9 protein-coding genes are annotated in these 19,618 nt (G+C 46.8%); 2 read left to right on the top strand and 7 right to left on the bottom strand.

Annotated features, from left to right (window positions below; genetic code table 11):
• The first annotated feature begins 155 nt into the window (after positions 1-155).
• Both A3739_RS24675 and A3739_RS24670 read left to right on the top strand, forming a co-directional pair.
• Positions 156-497 carry a DUF2834 domain-containing protein gene (locus A3739_RS24675; protein WP_068476146.1) on the top strand — a complete coding sequence of 114 codons (342 nt, stop codon included), beginning with the start codon at positions 156-158 and terminating at the stop codon, positions 495-497.
• Positions 498-507: 10 nt separating this feature from the next.
• A complete protein-coding gene (locus A3739_RS24670; protein ID WP_068476180.1) occupies positions 508-816 on the top strand; it encodes a DUF2007 domain-containing protein in 309 nt (102 codons plus the stop codon).
• A 30-nt stretch (positions 817-846) separates the two neighbouring features.
• On the opposite strand, the gene A3739_RS24665 is transcribed toward A3739_RS24670, so the two are convergent.
• From A3739_RS24665 to A3739_RS28980, 7 genes are all read right to left on the bottom strand, one after another.
• Positions 847-1,914 carry a glycine betaine ABC transporter substrate-binding protein gene (locus A3739_RS24665; RefSeq protein ID WP_068476147.1) on the bottom strand — a complete coding sequence of 356 codons (1,068 nt, stop codon included), beginning with the start codon at positions 1,912-1,914 and terminating at the stop codon, positions 847-849.
• A 2-nt stretch (positions 1,915-1,916) separates the two neighbouring features.
• Positions 1,917-2,675 carry an OmpA family protein gene (locus tag A3739_RS24660; RefSeq protein ID WP_068476148.1) on the bottom strand — a complete coding sequence of 253 codons (759 nt, stop codon included), beginning with the start codon at positions 2,673-2,675 and terminating at the stop codon, positions 1,917-1,919.
• The gene (locus A3739_RS24655; RefSeq protein ID WP_068476149.1) at positions 2,672-3,988 is read right to left on the bottom strand and encodes a TolC family outer membrane protein; all 1,317 of its coding nucleotides are present in this window, start codon (positions 3,986-3,988) and stop codon (positions 2,672-2,674) included. Before A3739_RS24655 ends, A3739_RS24660 begins: the two co-directional genes overlap by 4 nt.
• On the bottom strand, positions 3,985-5,325 hold the full coding sequence (locus A3739_RS24650) for an HlyD family type I secretion periplasmic adaptor subunit (protein WP_068476150.1): 1,341 nt from the start codon (positions 5,323-5,325) through the stop codon (positions 3,985-3,987). The genes A3739_RS24655 and A3739_RS24650 overlap by 4 nt, the downstream gene beginning before the upstream one ends.
• The gene (locus A3739_RS24645) at positions 5,318-7,483 is read right to left on the bottom strand and encodes a type I secretion system permease/ATPase (protein WP_068476151.1); all 2,166 of its coding nucleotides are present in this window, start codon (positions 7,481-7,483) and stop codon (positions 5,318-5,320) included. The genes A3739_RS24650 and A3739_RS24645 overlap by 8 nt, the downstream gene beginning before the upstream one ends.
• 11 nt (positions 7,484-7,494) lie before the next feature.
• Positions 7,495-9,015: a hypothetical protein gene (locus A3739_RS24640; protein WP_156502813.1), complete on the bottom strand. Its 1,521-nt coding sequence runs from the start codon at positions 9,013-9,015 to the stop codon at positions 7,495-7,497.
• Positions 9,016-9,174: 159 nt separating this feature from the next.
• Positions 9,175-19,509 carry a VCBS domain-containing protein gene (locus tag A3739_RS28980; RefSeq protein ID WP_068476153.1) on the bottom strand — a complete coding sequence of 3,445 codons (10,335 nt, stop codon included), beginning with the start codon at positions 19,507-19,509 and terminating at the stop codon, positions 9,175-9,177.
• Positions 19,510-19,618 lie beyond the last annotated feature (109 nt).

Raw genomic sequence — 19,618 nt, 5'->3', positions numbered from 1 at the left:
CCAAGGCGACAAACTGGTACTAAAAGGCTTTGATGTCGTCGAAATAGACAATAACGATCAAGTCGCTAGCGTAATAGGTTTCTTTGGCGACATCCCAAATTTATAAGCGCACATCAAATAAGAAATAGAAAGTAACAACACGGACTTCATTTCCCATGAACGAAAACACTTTCAAACTCAGTATCGGTATTTCAGCAGCAATCTTCCTCGCCGTGTTCGCACTTTATACCGCACCTGCCGCTTTGGTTGATGGCGATATAATCGGTGCTTTTACAGCAGGCTTCGTTAACCCTTTCGCGGCTGGTTATTCAACTGACGTGATTATGTGCTGGTTCATTATGAGCGCCTGGATCCTTTACGAACGCAAGCAATTCGGGTACAAATATGGCCCGCTATGTATGGCCTTAGGATTAGTACCGGGCGTGGCAGTCGGCTTCGCTTTGTATTTATATTTGAGAACCAAACAAGAAACATATCGTCTAAGTTCAGATGTCTGACGAGAAAACTATGATTCGAATATTTAGCCACGACAACTCTATGGTCGTGCATAACATCAAAAACATCCTTGAGAATAACGGTATCGGCTGTGAACTAAAAAATGTTTTTGGCGGCAGTGCTGCCGGCGAAGTACCGCCTATCGAGGTGTGGCCCGAGATATGGGTTGATGAACTCCAAACAGATAAAGCCGCTGAATTAATTGAAGAAGCGATGCACGGCGCCAACGATAAAACTCACTGGCGATGTCCTAATTGTACAGAAGAAAACCCGCCTGCTTTTGAAATTTGTTGGAGCTGTGAAGCAGAAAAACCAAACTAACCTAAAGCTTGGTTTTGCCCAAAAACACGCTTATGACTCATGGCAAATCGAGGTACCGCCTTGGTGGGCCAAGCTACTATCCTCATCTTCGCTATGATGACGATCATCAACACAAAGCAAAAACTCTTCACTGATGACTTCTAGCTCAACACCGTCTATTTCATAACGCTGCAAAAGGTAGCGCATCAATTCATTGCTCAAACTTCCTGATATGGCATTCAATGAACTAACTAGTGCCGGTTCTGCTTCCAGCAAATCTGTTCTAAGTACGGGCACCATGTTGTAAGGGGAGAAAAATAACTTGTCGTCCTCAAGCAAGCGCAAGTAGCCTAAATCCAGCTCTTGGTCGGTCTTATACACCAATCCCACGTCGACCATACCAAGCCTCAAGGCACGGTATAAATCTTCACGCTCGTAGATCTGCTTAATCTCGATGTTGGCGAGATTAAATCCATAAAACTTGGCGAGTGCTTCCCATCCGTCATGATCCCGATACTCGAGATAATCTGGTTCAATGCCAAACACCCACTTTCGGTTTGAGCTCGCGACCTCAGATAAGTCACGCACAGCGACAAAATCTTGAATATCTCTGCGCACAACAAAGGCATAATCATTATGCAAAGGAGAGTAATCTAGAAGAGAAAACTGGCTTTCGTTTTCTGCTAGAACAGATTTCACTCTCTCATAGACGAGTTTAGCGTCGTACGGTGGTGAGGTTTTGATATTGTAAGCACTCAAAAATGACGCTGTGTAACCCCAGTAAAGATCAATTTTGTCGTCACGCATCGCATTTACCGCGCCTGTGAAGTTCTCGAAATTCACGGCCTTTAAACGAATATGCTGAGTCTTTGTGTTTTTCGCCAACCATGCTTTGGTTAGTTCATAGATTAGATCTTGCTCGGCAAAATTAGATATTCCAATTCTGAGCTCTCGTTCCTGAGGCGCACTGACCAACTCTGTGTTCACAGAATCATCAGCAGATTGTTCCGATGCCTGCTCTTCATGCTGCGGTTCGTTGTTCACGTCATTACTAGCGCAAGCTGCTAGCAAACTTAAAAGCAATACAACGCCAATGCATCTCTTAATTGAAAAAGCCATAGTTATAGCGCCTCTTCGATATCAACAGTTTGAAAACGACGTTTATCTTCACTGTCGTTTTGATTCGAGCGTAATTCAACCGTCCATATGTTCCATTGCGTTTTCTGGAATCGGTCATGCTTTGCGAAATAAGTGATCATGCGGCGATTTTTTGCGCGACCGCGCTTGGTTGAATTATCAGCAATTGGATAATCGAACCCCTGCCCTGAAATCAGAATGTGTTCTTTGTTCACCGAAAACTTTTCAATCAACACCGTCGCGACCGCTCGAGCACGACGCAAAGATAGAGCATTGTTATATGCACGTGATCCGACGTTGTCGGTGTGTCCTTCAACGAGAATAAAGGGAGGATCATCGGTCGCTTGAACAAGGTCATGGTATTCATAAGCAACAGTGCCAATATTTTCGATATATTCCGGCTTCACTTTCGCCGAGTCAGTATCAAAATTGATTTGCAGAAAGCTTTGCTGAATATCGCTTAGCAACTGCGCACAACCTTTGTTGTCGACCACTCCGCCTCGCAATGTATCTGGACAATCATCTCGCTCATGGATGACACCATCGCGATCATGATCAATCAAATTTCCGGCTTTGATGTTTAAACGATCATACTCGTAACCGCGCCAATCACTCGTTTCAGCAGAGGCCAAACCAGAACCAAAAAGATCTTCTTTTGACTCTTCAGTAGGAGTACTTGAGCACCCCAAAATAAACAAGATCGCGGCAAACGCCATACAGGTTCTCACGACTAAACATTTCATCGCTCAACCTCCTCTTTGATCGTTTTCTCAATATTGATGCGCATACTCTCTAACAAAAATCCTTGAATATGCATCAGTCTGTACTGGTCTGTTAAAAGGCTATATTCAGTATCTAAGTAAGACTTACGCGCTTCAAACAATTCGTTGGAGCTATCAAGCAAATCAAGCAATGAGCGACGGTTGACCTGAAACTGGGAGTTATAAAGTGTTTCTGCCTGTTTGGCTGACACAACATACTCTCGGAGTACTTCGATATTGCGCTGATCGCGCAAATAGCCACCCCAGATCAAGTCGATACGCTCCATCACTTGGCGGCGCGCATTGTTCGAGATCATCTGCGCTTCTTCCACTTTGTAGTAGTAAGCTTTAGCTTCATTTACATCGCGCGTCCCGTTGAATAAATTCCAATTCAACTCGACAACGGCACTCGCATCCTCTTCTTCGCCATTAAACCCAGACACATTCTTTTTCTGTCCACCATCGATGACCAAATCGACTTGCGGGTAATAACCCGACTTGCGCGATTTGTACTGCGCTTGAGCTGCTTTCACATCGAAGGTTGATAACAAAATGGTCGGATTATTTGCCAATGCCACGCTCTGCGCTTGTGAGCGTGAGTCAGGAATATAAGACTTGTCAGCTTGAGGCTTGTTCATAGAGATGGACAAGCTCCCGACCAAAGAAATATATCGGCTGCGGGTGTCCATCAATTCATTTCGGGCATTGTTTAAGTTCGCTTCCGCACGACTAATACGCCCATTAATTTGTGCAATATCTGCTTTGTCACCGACACCTTGTTCGTGCCTGTCATCGACCTTTTGTTTGATGTTGTAATGCATATCGAGATTTTCCTGTGCGAGTAATACCAGCTCTTTGGCTTTAAGCACATTCAAATAGTTTTCAACGATCTCTAAACCGAAGTTTTCAGAGGCTTCTTTCACTCGATAGCTAGCCGACATAAAGGTCGCTCGAGTACGAGAGGATTCCGCCGCAGATTGTCCTCCTCGGTATAGAGGTTGGCGCAACTGCAAACGTGCCTGACGACGCGTCATATCAGTACTGCTGCGTTGGTCATTGTCTGTATATTCTCGGCCGTAATCGCCGCTTAAACGTAAGGTTGGCAAAAACCCTGCAATCGAGCTTTTATCTTGATAATACGCCGATTTTAGGGCGCTAAAGCTAAAGCGAACTTGAGGGTTCGTCGACAAACTTTCTTGCACAACAGCTTCTAAACTTCCTGTGATGCCTTTACTCGTATATAGGCACACGAAGATCATAAGTAAAGTGCGCCACAGAATTGAAAAATGACTCATGACTTAACCATCCGAAGAACGGGTTTAAAGAAATATTCCAACACCGACTTTTGCCCAACTTGAATATCAACCGCTGCCTGCATCCCGGGAATAATAGGCAACTCATTTCCAGCTACGTCGGTCAGCATATTGGCGACAGTAAGTTTCACCAGATAGTAGTTCGTGCCTGTCTTTTCATCCAATAAAGTATCTGCACTCACATTCGATACCACGCCTTCCAGCCCACCATAGGTTGCAAACTCATAGGCACTGACCTTAATTTTTCCAGGCAAACCTACTTTCACAAAGCCAATGTCTTTGGGCCTCACTTTGGTCTCAAAGATAATTTCATCATCGGCAGGGACAATTTCGATCATCGTCATCCCTGGCTGTACGACCTCACCCACCGTCGACACATGTACTTTTTTGATTACCCCAGTAATAGGCGCTGTCACTTGTGTTCGTCTTTGCTGGTCGGCGCGTCTGCTAATATCTGCATTGGCAATCTCAATGTTGGCGCGCACATCCGCTAACTCTTTTTGTGCTTCGCCACGAAACTCTTCGACAACCGCTCTTTTCTTCTGCTCAAGTCGCATCAGTTTGCTTTTGATCTGAGGGATGTCCGATTTGCTTCTACCTACTTCAAGATTTAGTTCAGAAATACGCTGATCGATATTCAACAACTCAATTGCCGGCACAGCTCCTTGTTTAACGAGCGGTGCATTAATTCGACGTTGCTCTTTGGATAAACGTAGTTGTTGTTGATAGCTGCGTAAGGCTTGATTAGCACTCGCGAGCTCTTGTTGCGCTTCTTCCATTTCCAGTTCAATAATGCGCAAATTACTGTTGTGCTCATTGAGTTGAATTTCGAGCAACTGGTTTTCAGCATCAATAAACTGCGGCGCTTTGTTATAGAGAGAATTGTGATAGACGGGGTCGGTAATATTCACGACAGCTTCGATTCGAGCCGCTTTGGCTAAGGCTGCTAGGTATTCCGTTTCAGATTGAATAAGATTCGCCGATGCCTGTGTATCATCTAAGACAAGCAATACCGCACCTTTTTCCACAAGTTGGCCATCGCGTACCATCACTTCTTCAAGAATGCCGCCCTCAAGGTTCTGAATCTTTTGAATGCTTGCCGATGGAATCGCCTTCGCTTCACCACGAATAATTTCATCCATATTGGTTAATGCAGCCCACACTAGTGCAATCACAAAAAATGCACTTAAGGCATACAGAATCCATGCACTGACTTTAGGTCGTTGGTGCAAACTCGCAAGAATAGCATCTGTGACATAGCCTCCGTCTTGCTTCTCGAGTGACTCAGCTTGATTGAGCTTATGATCGATATCAGACATGCTCACCTCCCGCATCCGATTGAGTGTTTGGCTGTTCGCCTAAACCTTTCAGTCGCGCCAATACCTCCTCTTTATCGCCCATCATTGCGACTCGCCCGCCATCAAGTACGAGCACTTTGTTTGCAAGCTTGAGCATTTCAAGATTGTGGGTCAGAAAAATCATAGTCTTCCCTTCCCCTACGACGGCTAATTGATCGATCAGTTTTTTCTCAGACGACTTGTCTAGGTTTGAACTCGGCTCATCAAAAATGAGGATGGGCGGATCAGGCAGCAAAGCACGCGCGATGGCAAGGGTTTGACGTTGTCCGAGCGAGAGAAATCGTCCTTGCTCACCAATATCTCTATCAAGCCCTTCGGGATCTTGATTCACAAAGTGACCAACGCCTGATCGCTCAACAGCCTTTAAGATATCTTCGTCAGTAGCGCTAGGAAGCGCCGCAACAATGCTATCGCGAATAGTGCCTGATAGGAGCTGCGGGATTTGCGTGACTACACCAATGTTTCTGCGCAAGTCAGCAGGGTCGATTTGTCTTAGATCAATCCCATCGATCAATACGCTGCCTGCTGAGGGTTCATAAAGACCAGTCAAAAGATTCATTAATGTTGTCTTGCCAGAACCAATACGACCAATCACCGCGAGTTTATCACCTGCTTCTATTTCAATAGATAAATCGTTAATAAATGCATGCTCTTTCTCAGGAAAAGCAAAACTCAGATTCTCGCAACGGAAAGCACCGGTAAAGGACTCTCGTGCCAAGTAATACTTTCCTGACGGACGTTCAACCGGCATTTGCATGATGTTATCGAGGCCTTCGTAAGCCACCTTCGCATTATGAAAACGCAAAATAAGACTAGATAGCTGCGCCATAGGTGCCATTGCTCGACCTGAAAGAATGACGGTCGCAATCAGACCACCCATGCTCAGAGCATTGTCGTAGATTAAGAACACCCCAAAAAACACTACGATAATGGTATTCAATTGCGTGGCATAACTAACGAAATAACCCGTTGCTTGCGTTAGGTAGCGTGACTTTTCTGACCATGTCGCAATATCCGCGGTAGCCTGTTCCCAGCGGCGTTGCTGCTTACCCTCTTGGCGGAATAGCTTGATCGATTCAATCGCGTTGAGGGCCTCAATTAATAAGCCATTTTTTTGCGCGCTTGCGGCATAGCTTCGCGTAATGGCCGCTTTGATTTTGATGCTCATCAGAAGGCTTACAAGCAAGATGACAAGCATGATAATCAGTGGAGATAAGAACAAAGGCCCTGCAATGACTGCAATCGTTAAAAGGAAAACGAGAAGAAAAGGTAAATCAATTAAGCTACTGATCGACGCCGAGGTGACGAACTCTCGCACTGATTCAAAGTCTGCTAAGTTCTTAGCGAACGATCCTGTTGATCTCGGCTTATGGCTTTCTTTGATTTTTAGTACTTGCTCGAAAATCGTGGACGACAAAATGACATCCGCTTTTTTACCCGCGATGTCTAAAAAGTAACTGCGCAATAACTTAAAAATAAAATCAAAACTGAAAACAATAAACGCCGCAATTACGAGCGTCCAAAGTGTATCTATCGCATTATTCGGTACAACGCGATCATAAACATTCATAACGAATAAGGGGCTCATTAGCGCGAAGAGATTGATCATGACTGTTGCTATCAGCACATCGCGATAAATCGATTTCGACACCCACAAGCTGCGCCAAAACCAATGCTGACGCTTGTGTTGATAATCTGTCTCAGCACGATCTATCTCGTATATCGTTTTCACAAGAAAACACTGGCCCGAATAGGCAGCGCTCAACTCATCAAGACTGATTTCTAGCTTACCCTTGTCAGGCACAAACACTGAAGCCATGCCGTTTTGTATGGCTAAGAGTACCGCCCCATGCTCGTCAGGCTGCTCGCCCAACACAACAATACATGGCAGTGTCGCAGGATCGAGCGCCGAAATATCGCGCTCTGTAAGATCTATCTCTAGGCCTGCGTTCTGTGCAGCGCGTGGTAGTAATGATGACGAGAGGCGTTCTTCACTTATCGGAACACCAGAAAGCAACGATGCAGCGCTTTGCGCTCGACCCAACAAACGACTAAGCTCTATGAGGCATTCGAGAAATGAACGCTTACTTTTTGGTGCTAGACTCGAACCATTCACCATACGGGGCTCACTCAAAGCTCAACATGCGAAAGAATAAACCAATCATTTAAGCTGTCTCTGATGCACATGAAGGGTCGACTAAAGCTTGCTCCCCAATTGCATAAGCCATTTTGCGAACACGGAGACACAGGGTTTCGAACAACATAAGTATTGTTTTCTACATTGGTCCAATATTCGTCTTGAATGCCTGCTTTTAAGTCAACGCTTGGAAGGTTATTGAGGATGTAGATGAAGTCGCGGAGCTCATTAATTCGCGGCAAATGCCAATCACCGAGGTTATTAACTGTCGTGCCGCCACATGTGGAATTTGCTCCTGACCACGCCTTTTGATTTATGGGGGTTACGTCGTACCACATGCGCTGGTCGTTGATGTCATGCAGATACACGTTTTCGTCAACGACTGCCGATGCATCCGTCAAACCAACGACTTTGTCATAAATGATATTGACCTGATATTGATAGTAGCGACTCGAACCATCCACCAGCACATTATCGATATTAACGGTGTAAATCGTGTCGCAGGCGTAGTTGAAATACCAAGTGATTTGTTTCGCGGAACTGTTTACGAATACGTTATCTCCGCGCAGTGTTCCGTTATCCGTTTTGTAGCTATCTGAGGCGACCTTATCGATGAGGGTTTGAGCAACGTTGTTTGGATCTTTAAGGGTGACGGTGGCAGATGAATAATCGACCGTAGTGGCATTCACTGGTCGAAAGCTCCATACGGTCTTTGCGCCACTCAATAAAAACGAGGGATAGCCTTGATAAGGCATGGCGACAAAATCGATATTGCTGCTATCTGCTTGGCCACTCAAGCCTGTAAAGCCGAATACTTTAAGTGCTGTATATTGCGGCCCTTGCCCGTAGGTCATGTATTTTTCTTTCTCGTCTAAGACGTAACGGCGATGACCTGGGTCGTAGTTTCCATCGAAACTTGAGTTATTCCAGTTATGGTTCCAGCCAATGATCTGCTGTGCAGGATCAACATTGTCACCACCCTGCCCAATATTACTGCTTGCGCCCCCATCACTGCCGGTTTGGATAAAGCAAGCGCTTGCAGCCGTGGCACCATGCACACTCGGCGTTGGCCCAGTCATGATCGCCATCTGTTGAACTTGTTGTTCAAACAGATCGGCATCAACGTCATTGCCAGCTTTCCATCCCACCGGTTTTAATCGATGTAAAGCGCGAATAGCATTCATAACGTCTAAGGAGCGATCTTTAGCCAGTTGGCTTAAGTTACCCTGCGCACAAACACCAGCGTTATCGTCTGGCATTGTGGTGTAGGCTTGAAGGTCAACGAATCCACCAAGTTCATTTTTTAAATCACGCCAAATAGCGAGGTCCTGTGCCGTTACATTCACTAACAACACGGAGGCGTCATTCAAATATACCGGGCCGCCAAGATTCAATCGAGTTGTATCTGTTAAATCTGAAGTAGACGAAGAGCTTCTGCTTGCACCCAACATTAATGTCATTGCGCATAATGAAATGAGTATGAGCTGTTTATGAAGTGCGTAAAAACTAGGCAATTTAACGACCTCTCTAGTTTGAGATGCTTGCTAAACACTAGTCGAGATTAGTGCCGTAAATGTAAAGATTTGTTCGTTTTTTAGACCACATAAACGACTTGAAAAGGCTCAAACTAAGGCCTTTTCACCCTCTGAATAATCTGAAAACGAAAGCATTCATCACTCAAAATCATCCTTGGATCGGTTATCGGGCAACAGGCTATCTAAATTTACGGAATGCCCAACATCCCATGCTCCCGCCTTCCTGTTGCTTTCCTGCTCATTTGTTTGAGCGGTATCAGCATTACCCGCAGAGTCTTTATCATTCGAAGATTCTGGCAGCCCAGATAACAAGTCACTCACAGACTCTTTTGGCTCAAGTTCGGGCGCCAAGTCAACTAAGCTTTCTTGAATGAACGATGAACGAGTCGCTTCAGACTTACCACTCGGCGCGGTGACTTGATCAAGAAGTAACAAGGGGTCTGAGTCATACGATACCGCCGGCACATCAGCAGAAACCGGTGCTAGGGGTGGCGGAGGTGGTGCGATCACTTGCTGTGCAGCATCGGTATGGACATCCATGCTCCCAGTAGCAGTAACGCCAGATTGATCCTGAGCCTCATACTGCAAAGATTCTGTTACGGTTTGCAAATTTGAATTGCCCGTTTTCGCTTGTGCTTCAAAGCTTCCATTGGCCTTGAACTGAACAAGCGCATGCCCTGTATCAAATACCTGAGACCAACCACTTACGGGATCGAACTGCAGACTCTGTCCGTTAATTCCAGTGAGTGTTAAGGACGTGTCAGCCTGGTCATTCGCAAAGACATTCCCAGTATCGATACCACCAGCATTCAAGTGACTATTATCGATCACGGCAACAGGCGCATTACCCTGCCCATCAATTTCAATGGCAATGGTTTGCGTTGCCGTACCACCCAGACCATCATCGACTTCGACAATAATACTCTCTTTGAGCGTCTGCCCCGTCAGCAATTTCTGCACATCAGGATGCGCTGTATTGAGTCGATATTCCCAAGCTCCCGTTTGGGCATTCAAGGAGAACTGTCCGTACTGGCTAGTATTCACTGATCGCCATGCATGCTGATCACTGACATCAGGATCGATCACTTGAAGCGTTCCAGATATCGGCGTTGTCGCATTCTCGGCCACCGACTGCTGCACAACAGGAGCAACACTCGGTAAATCATTACTGCCCACAACCTCGACTCGGATTTGAGCGACAGAACGCTCTCCGTGTTGATCAAGCACCTCGACCTGAAATGTTTCTTGAGCCGTTTCGCCTTTAGCCAACGATTCAGCTTTTGCAGGATCAAGCTGATATACCCATTTGCCACTGGCATCGAGGCTTATCACCCCATATTGACCCTGCTGACTGCCTAAGATGTTCCAAGTGTGCATGTCGCTTGCATCCACATCACCATCTAAAAGCTGACCAGATGCCTGTAATGTGCCACCATCTTGAACTGTTCCGCTTAACACACCACTGATATTCGGCGCGTCATTCGTACCTGTAATCGTGAGGGTGACTTGCTGAGTCACGATACTCCCGTGACCATCATCTACTTGAATGATCGCGGTATCTGTTTTTAATTCGCCATCAGCAAGCTGATCAATATCAGCATGATTCGGCTGATGAAGCACATAAGACCAATTGCCATTGGCATCAATTGTCAGCGTGCCATATTGAGCAGGCGTTGCGACGGACCAGGTATGTTGATCAAGCGCGTCAGGGTCAACAGCCGTCCAAGAACCTGCGGCTGCAATACTAGAACCTTCAATAGCCCTTCCTGTATCAGTGCCGGTAATTTGAGGAACATCATTTGCACCATCGACATGCACATTTACGGTCTGCACCGAGCGCTCACCATGTTGATCTTGCACTTCAATCTGAAAAGTTTCGGTGGCTGTTTGCCCATCTGATAAGGCTTGTGCTTTGTTCTGATCGAGCACATAAGTCCACTTACCTAGCGCATCGACAGTCATCACTCCGAAGGCCCCTAAGCCGCCAGCCAATACTTTCCACGTGTGTGTGTCGTTGGCATCCACGTCACCATGCTGCAATTGACCCTCCGCTCTGAGGGTGCCGTTTTCTTGAACATTCCCGATACTGACACCAGAAATCTGAGGTGCGTCATTCGTACCATTAATCACAACCTTAACGGTTTGGGTGTCACTTGCGTTGTGTTGATCAGCCACTTTAATTTGAAACGCAAGTTCGTGCGTTTCGCCATCGCCCAAGCGTTGCGCCTTGTTTTGATTTAAGACAAAGGTCCATTTGCCGTTCGCATCAACCTGCATGCTCCCCCATGGTGATTGACCTCCTCCCACCAAAGACCAGGTGTGGGTATCCCCTTGATCTGGGTCGCCATGCTGAAGTTGACCTGTGACAGCATTTAATTGATCCTCAACCGCTAGACCTTGAACAACACCTTGAATATTGGGCTGTGAATTGGCGCCGTTAATCGTGACATCGATAACTTGCGTACTTACGCCTGAGCTCGCATCTCGCACTTCAACAGTAATGTGATCAATCATCGATTGACCACTCGCTAAACCTTGAACCGCAGGGTTGCTCACGTCTAAGGTGTACGTCCACTTGCCATTTGCATCCACGACCAATGTACCGTAGCTGCCGCCCGACTTAACGCTCCAAGTATGTGAATCACCAATATCGGGATCAACAGCGATCAGTTGACCAGTTGAGGTGCTCTGCGTTTCAGACATCGATTGCGTGGTCGTACCACTGATTTGAGGGACATCATTGGTACCTTCAACCGTGACAGTAATCACCTGAGATACAGTTGCACCGTGATTATCTTTACCCTGAATTAAGAAGGTCTCTGTGCGCGTTTGACCTTCTCTCAATGCATCAACATTGCTTGCATTCTCATTAATCTGATATTGCCAGTTGCCTTGCTGATCAATGGTAAATTGACCAAACAAACCATTCTGTGTTTTTGGAATGATCTCAACCGTATCACCCGTATTTGGATCGGTGATATTGGCTTTCGCGGTATGCAGACCTTTTACATCTTCTTTGACATCACCTGCTGTAACACCCGAAATAACAGGCGCTTTGTTCTCTCCCGTCACGTTTAGCGTTATGGCTTTCGTGCTGCTATCACCATGCTGATCCGTTACTGTAACCATAAAAGTTTCAGTGAGGCTTTGCCCTTTACCCAAGGCCAGTACGTCAGGATGATTCTTGTTTAAGGTATATTCCCACTTTCCGCTTGATGCATTTAGTTGCATCGAGCCATAGCTACCATTATTTCCGTTAAGAGACCAAGTATGCGTATCGCCTTGATCTGGGTCGCCACTTTGCAATTGCCCCTCTACCGAGCTTTCTGCATTTTTCATTGAGCCGTTTAGACGCCCCTGAATATCTGGAGCGTCATTAGTACCGGTGACGTCTATTTCAATCAAGACTGTGACTGCTTGCCCATTGCTGTCGACCATTGTCTTACCGAATTGATCGACAGGAATCACCATGAAGCTTTCTTTCGTTGTTAAACCTTCCGGCATACTATTTGCGACCTGACCATTTAAGGTATAAGTCCATTTGCCTGTAGTCTTATCGAAATTCATTGAGCCAAGCTGCCCTTGCCCACTGACAAGCGTCCACGTCACTAGCGTGCCATTAAATGTGTTTGGCAAAGAGCCTTGGTCTGTTACTTTGTTGTCTTCAATGGCTGCACCGGTATCAACGATCTGGCCGCTACTTACCACTTGGTTTTGCGCCGTCCCATCAATACTCATCACAATTTGTTTGGTCGCGGTATCGCCATTCGCGTCGGTGACTTGCACTGTAAAGACATCTTGAACTGTCACACCGGGTTGAAGCGCCTGTACTGCAGGACTATTACTGTCGAGTTTGTACTCCCATTGTCCGGTATTAGGGTTCAAGGTCAGTGTGCCGAAGTTGCCTTGCCCACCGCCATTCAAAGACCATGTATGGGTATCCCCTGCATCTGGATCAAGCGCAGCAAGTGAGCCACTCGATTGGGTTAATGAGCCCTCAACCAATCGTCCCGAGTCTTGCCCAATAATGGTTGGCGCATCGTTGGTACCTTGAATGTCGACGTTAACGGTCTGCTCATGCCGATGACCGTTGGCATCGATCATGACAATCTTCCACGTTTCAGTAACTTGTTGACCTTCAGCGAGCGCTTCGGTTTGCGGAGAATTATTGAGCGTATAGGTCCATTTTCCAGTGTTGGCAGCAACGGTCAGGGCACCATATGCACCGCCTACAACAGGATGCGCAGAGACAGATTGATAGCTTCCAACGGTTGAAGGAATTGGCGAACCAGACTGAACATTGCTATCTGTATAGGTGCCATTTGCAAAACTAAAAAATTCGATGTTCTTAACGGTATCTGTGCCGTCACGCCCAGGTATGGTATCGATAACTCGAAACTGACCATTGCCCAAATCGACAATACGATACTCACTTCGACTTCCAGTAAACTCAGCGGTATCGCCTTTATTAGCCGATCCGCCATCTAACAGATCATTTCCGCTACCACCTCTTAAAACGTCATCTCCTTTTCCTCCCTTCAATTGGTCGTTGCCATCACCTCCGTGAATTCGATCATCCTTATCGCCTCCGTCTATCCGGTCGTTACCTCCGCGTCCGTCGATAAAACCTTGCTTGTTAGTACCCTTAATGTGATTGTCTGCATTATTGCCAACACGAGTAGGACTAGAATTTTCATCAGGTGCTTTAAACTCTGGGTCTTTTAAGGCAGTACCCGGTGCGCCAGAAAATGAGCCACTATCTTTGGGTTTGGTATTCTCAATAACATTCGCGACAATCGTAGGGTGCGTCGTGGTTACGCCACTCGGAGGAGTGCCTCCGCCCCCTGGAGCTCTATTTTGCGTTCCGATGACATCGACATTAATCGAGAAGGGTTGAGAAGTGCCGCCGCTTAAATCAACCGCGACAACTTGAAACGCCTCTTGACCCGTTTGACCTGCCTTCAAGGCTTTTGTATCTGCGTCATTGTTATCGAGGGTATATATCCACTTGCCATTTTGGTCGATAGAAAGCGAGCCATAAGTGCCGTTGGGGTTGAGTACGCGCCATTGGGTAATTTTGTCGCCTGTGTCTACGTCCGTTGCTTGCAAGAAGCCAACTGCATTCAATTGAAGATTTTCAACAGTCGTGCCCGTCGCGATTCCATTGACAGTTGGTACGTCATTGGTACCAACTAAATTCATGGAAATCACTTTTGATACCGACGCACCGGACTGATCGGTCGCCACGACGGCAAAGCTCTCGGTTGCGATTTGCCCCTGCGCTAAGGCTTGCGTTGCATTTGCACCTTTATCGAGGGTATATGTCCAATTACCGTTGGCATCAATCGTGAAAGTGCCATAGGTGCCTTTGAAAGTGCCTGGAGTAAACGTCGCAGTATCGCCCTTATCGACATCGCTCGTGCTCAGCGTTCCAGATAACTGAGTTTGCGCTCCGTCTTCCAGTAGGGTCATCTGACTTGGAGGCGGCGCGATGATAAGCGGCGCATCATTGGTGCCTGTCACAGTCACCGTGACAAAAGATGTTGCTTTGGCACCTTGTGAATCTTCCGTTTCAACAGGAAAACTCAGCGTTTTAATCTCTCCGTCTTTCAAGGTCTGAACGTCTTGCGAACGGTTATCGATTAAAAAGCTCCATTGCCCATTCGCTTGTAGCGTGAATGTACCGAAGCTATTGGTAATGCTCTGGCCGCCTCCGCCAACGGTCCAAGTATGGGTATCCCCGCGATCTGGGTCGCCCGCTTGCAGTCGGCCACCGACCGGGTTTTGCGCGTCTTCAACCGTACTCGCAGCCTGAACTCCTCCAATGTTTGGCACATCGTTCGTACCTTCCAAATTCACAGTCACTGTTTGCTGAGAGCTATGGCCATAACTGTCGGTGACCATGATCGTGAAGGTTTCTGTTTTTGCCTGTCCCTCTCGGAGTTGATCTATGCGCCCATCAACTTTGTAAGTCCATTGTCCGTCTGGACCCAAAGATAAGGAACCATAACTTCCTTTTGCTGTACCTACGAGACTCCAAGTGTGTGTATCACCTATATCAGGATCGCCATGTGTCAGCTTGCCCGAAACCTGAGTTTGCACATCCTCTTTCAAGAAACCTGAGCTTACACCACCAATATTTGGCGCGGTATTATTCCCTATTATCTCGACAGTAATGATCTGTTGCGCTTTACCGCCATGTCCATCGTCTACCTCGACGATAAACGACTCAGTCGTTTTCTGCCCATGCCCCAGAGCTTTTGTATCAGGAGAATTATGGTCCAGAACAAACGTCCATTTTCCACTGTTTGGGTCTATCGTCAGCCCACCAAAACGGCCTTGCTGCGAACCAACAACCTTCCATGTATGCGTATCTAAGGCATCAACATCTACTGCAGTGAGCGAACCTGAGGTTTGACCGATCAAATCTTCGGTAACTGAACCGGTGTTCTGTCCACGAATGGTAGGTAGATCGTTCGTTCCCTCAACATCAATAACAACTTGTTTAATGGTTCGCTCACCATGCTGATCTCTCACCTCGACACGAAATGTCTGCTGAATGACTTGGCCTTCAGACAAAGCCTTCACAGACGCGGAGTTAGGATGCAGAGAGAATGTCCATTTCCCTTGCCCATCTATCGATAAACTTCCGTATGAGGCGTTGGGATTTAACACTCGCCAGCTATGTGTGTCGTTTTTGTCAGCATCGTCTGGCGTCAGCTGACCGCTAATCGTCGGCGTAACGTCTTCTTTTGCCGTACCACTAAATTGGCCCGCCATCAGCGGCTTATCATTCGTACCGTTAATAACGACAGATACCACTTTTGTGGATGCTGCGCCTTGAGAATCAATGACTCTCACCGTGTGTTGGACGGTGACAGATTCCCCGTCACCAAGCCCTTGCGTATCAGGGCTTGTACGATCCAAGGTATAACGCCAGCGTCCGTTTTGATCTACCGTCAATTGCCCATATTGATCGGCACCACCGCCATCAATTGACCAAGTATGCGTGTCGCCACGATCAGGGTCGCCATCGCGTAGTCTTCCGCTCACCGTTTCGACTTGGTCTTCTATCACACTGCCAGTTGCTCGCCCTCTAATGGCAGGAGAATCATTTGTACCCTCAACAATAATAGAAACGCTTTGCGTGACGATCCCACCGTGCCCATCATCGACTTGTATTTGAAAGGTCTCAGTACGCGTTTCACCCTCTCGCAAGCCGTTCACTGCTTTTGAACGTGAGCCATCAAACATGTCATATGTCCACTGCCCATTCGGCCCAAGCTGAAGAACACCATAGGTTCCACGACCTGTTCCAACAAGCGACCATACGTGAGTATCAGACGCGTCAGCATCAGTCACCGTCAACTGTCCTGATGTGTGCTTGGTCGTATCCTCTTTTGTTTGACCAGTAATTTGACCTGCAATAACGGGGTTATCGTTCGTACCATTGATCGTGATGCCTATCGATTGCGAGTCTGTCGCGCCTAACTGATCTGCAACATTGGCGATAACTGAATCTGTAAGTGACTCACCAGCGGCTAGTTTCTGTACATCAGGATGAGAATTATCAAGTTGGTAACGCCAAACGCCATTACTCGCAATCGTGAAGGTGCCGTATTGACCCTGAAAACTTGTTTGACCACTACCCAAACTCCATGTGTGTGTATCACCTGCATCCACATCGCCATGACGAAGCATGCCTCCTGCACTAGGTTTTCCGTCTTCAGATACAAAACCTGTACTTGTTCCACCGATATTAGGACGATCATTGGTACCCGTTACGTCAACAGTAATGCGTTGCGTTGCAGTGCCACCATGCCCATCATCAACCTGAACGATAAATGTTTCAGATGCGATTTGCCCTGCAGAAAGCGCTTGCGTTGCAAGCCGGCCGTTATCGAGCTGATATTGCCATGTTCCAGTTTGCGGATTGATGCTGATAGACCCGTATGTTCCTTGCCCATTTCCTTGAAGCGCCCAGGAATGCGTATCTAATCGATCGGGATCAACCGCTTGCAGATTTCCCTTCGCAGAATTAACTAAATCCTCCGTCACTATTCCTGAGAACTGCCCAATGATCTGAGGTACATCATTAGTACCAATAATGGTGACGGTAATAGCTTGATCGGTTGTAGCGCCATGTTGATCAGTCACTTTCATCATGACTGTCTCGGTGACCACTTCGCCTGCTGAAAGCGTATTGACCAAAGAATTATGGAAATTTGCGCCCCAAGTTCCTGTGGTCTCGTCAATAATGTAATTGCCCCATTTTCCTAACACGAGGCCGGTGCCATTACTAGAACTGTGTTGATTCTCCCAACTAAAACTCAAGGTGTCACCAGTATCTACATCCTGAACAATGGGCGTCTTACCACGTATGGTCGGGTATTGTCCTTCGGTAAAGGTCGCTGTTAAGTCACCTCCGATCACGGCGGGCGCATCATTGGTGCCCGTTACATTTACCGTTATGAGCTGTGTCGCCGTTCCGCCTTGGCCATCGCTCACTTCAACTGTAAAACTCTCAGTCTTCACATCGTCCTTGGCGATTGACTGTGTTGCCGTCAGATTATTATCAAGCGTATAGGTCCATCGGCCAGTATTAGGGTCAATGCTGAGTTGACCATAACTACCCTGCCCAGAGCCATTTAGTGTCCATGCATGAACATCATTTTTATCGACGTCTTGAACCTGTAATTGTCCAGATGTGATATTGATTGATGCATCTTCAATAACACCGCCAGTGCTAGTGCCCGAAATGCTAGGAGTGTCATTGGTACCATTAACCTGAACGCTAATAGCTTGAGTCCTTGTACCACCTTGCCCGTCATCCACTTTCACATAAAAGGTTTCAGTTGCAATTTGTCCTTGAGACAATGCTTGGGTGGCAGGATTTGAATGATCGAGTTTATATTCCCATTTGCCTGTTTGCGCATTGACGCTAATGCTACCAAATGCTCCTTGGCCGCTACCTTGGATACTCCAGGCATGCACATCATTTGCATCAAGGTCATGGACACGAAGTTGACCTGATGTCGTGCCAACTTGGTCTTCGGTTACAGCGCCACTCGCTGTACCAGAAATAGTTGGGCGATCGTTGCTTCCGACCACATCGACAAGCACTCTCTGAGTAGTGATGCCTCCATTGCCATCATCAACGCTTACATAAAATACTTCTTTGACGATTTGCCCTTGGCTGAGCGCTTGGGTTGCTAAATTTGAGTTATCAAGCGTGTATGTCCATTGACCGTTCTTTGCATCAATATTAAAGCTGCCATAGCTACCTGTTCCCGAGCTATTCATCAACCAAATGTGAGTATCTCCAGCATCCACATCGCGGACGTTTAAACGTCCGCTTTTGGTCAGCAGAGCGTCTTCGGTTACAGTGCCTTGAGTTGTTCCACTTATGATCGGAGTATCGTTCGTTCCATCGATTGTGATAGTGACTGATTGCGGCACAACGCCGCCTTTCCCGTCATCGACATTGACGATAAATGACTCGGTGACCGTTTGGCCGAAAGCCAAAGACTGTGTTGCTTGGCTTGTTTTATCTAGGGTGTATATCCATTTTCCAGTCTGCGTATCAATCGACAGCGAACCATAATTGCCCTGCCCTGTTCCAGAGACAGACCAGGTGTGTGAATCCAGTGTATCCACGTCCGAAACGTTTAACTGCCCCGATACGTTCTTCAGCACATCTTCAACAACGGATCCTGTTGAAGCTCCACTGATTTGAGGTAAATCATTCGTGCCTTGGACTTGTATGTTGATCGGAACAAATTGTGTACGCCCGTATGCATCAACGAGCTCAACTTGAAAAGTCTTCGTTAAACTCTCGCCTTGCGCGAGTGACTGCACACTCATAGAGTTATTAGCGAGTTGGTAAGTCCACCCTCCTTTGCCATCGAGCACTAGCTCACCGTATTGATCCTTGGCCTGTCCAACGATTTGAAAACTAACGAAGCTGGCTGAATTCTGGAATTGTCCAGTCACCGATAGCAACTGATCTTCAATCACTGTATTGGACGTGTTGGTTGCCGACTGAATCAACCCAGGCTTTTCAATTTCATTTTGTTGCTCAGAATTACCCAAGCCTCTCGCAGATGTGACGTATCCCGCCTCAGTGTCGGTTAGATCCGCTTGATAGTCATGAATTGCGACCTGAGAACCACCATCGCTCAGCGTGACATCTTCTGAAGGCTTTTCCACTTCAAGCTCTGTTTCAACCAGATCAAGAATTGATTCATCAATCTCACTATTAAATACGAGACTGTCTGTCAGCGATATCTTCTCTGCTTGATCTAGCTTTGCTTGCTGACCATCTGAATGAGTAATAAGAACTGCTTGTCGTGCATGTATGAAATCGCCTGGGGACAAGACAACACTTCCATCCTCCTGAACGCGCCCAGTGGTAGAGATGTGTTCGAGATTAGAGGGTATAACAACAACTTGAGTTTCTTGCTGATCAGACATTACTTGCTCCGCAGACAAACTACGCCGGAGTATAGTCAGAGTTCGCTAAAGCGCTAATAAATCTGGCAGTTTTACCACCAAATAGTATTAGAAATAGAAGGTCTATGCT

This window comes from Oleiphilus sp. HI0067, from assembly GCF_001635735.1.
Note: the sequence above shows the minus strand (reverse complement) of the source record. Positions and strands in the feature narration are given on the sequence as shown.

Bases quoted from the DNA above. Each gene is read 5' to 3' on its own strand.
- A3739_RS24675 (WP_068476146.1), top strand. From the start codon at position 156: ATGAACGAAAACACTTTCAAACTCAGTATCGGTATTTCAGCAGCAATC.
- A3739_RS24670 (WP_068476180.1), top strand. From the start codon at position 508: ATGATTCGAATATTTAGCCACGACAACTCTATGGTCGTGCATAACATC.
- A3739_RS24665 (WP_068476147.1), bottom strand. From the start codon at position 1,914: ATGGCTTTTTCAATTAAGAGATGCATTGGCGTTGTATTGCTTTTAAGT.
- A3739_RS24660 (WP_068476148.1), bottom strand. From the start codon at position 2,675: ATGAAATGTTTAGTCGTGAGAACCTGTATGGCGTTTGCCGCGATCTTG.
- A3739_RS24655 (WP_068476149.1), bottom strand. From the start codon at position 3,988: ATGAGTCATTTTTCAATTCTGTGGCGCACTTTACTTATGATCTTCGTG.
- A3739_RS24650 (WP_068476150.1), bottom strand. From the start codon at position 5,325: ATGTCTGATATCGATCATAAGCTCAATCAAGCTGAGTCACTCGAGAAG.
- A3739_RS24645 (WP_068476151.1), bottom strand. From the start codon at position 7,483: ATGGTGAATGGTTCGAGTCTAGCACCAAAAAGTAAGCGTTCATTTCTC.
- A3739_RS28980 (WP_068476153.1), bottom strand. From the start codon at position 19,509: ATGTCTGATCAGCAAGAAACTCAAGTTGTTGTTATACCCTCTAATCTC.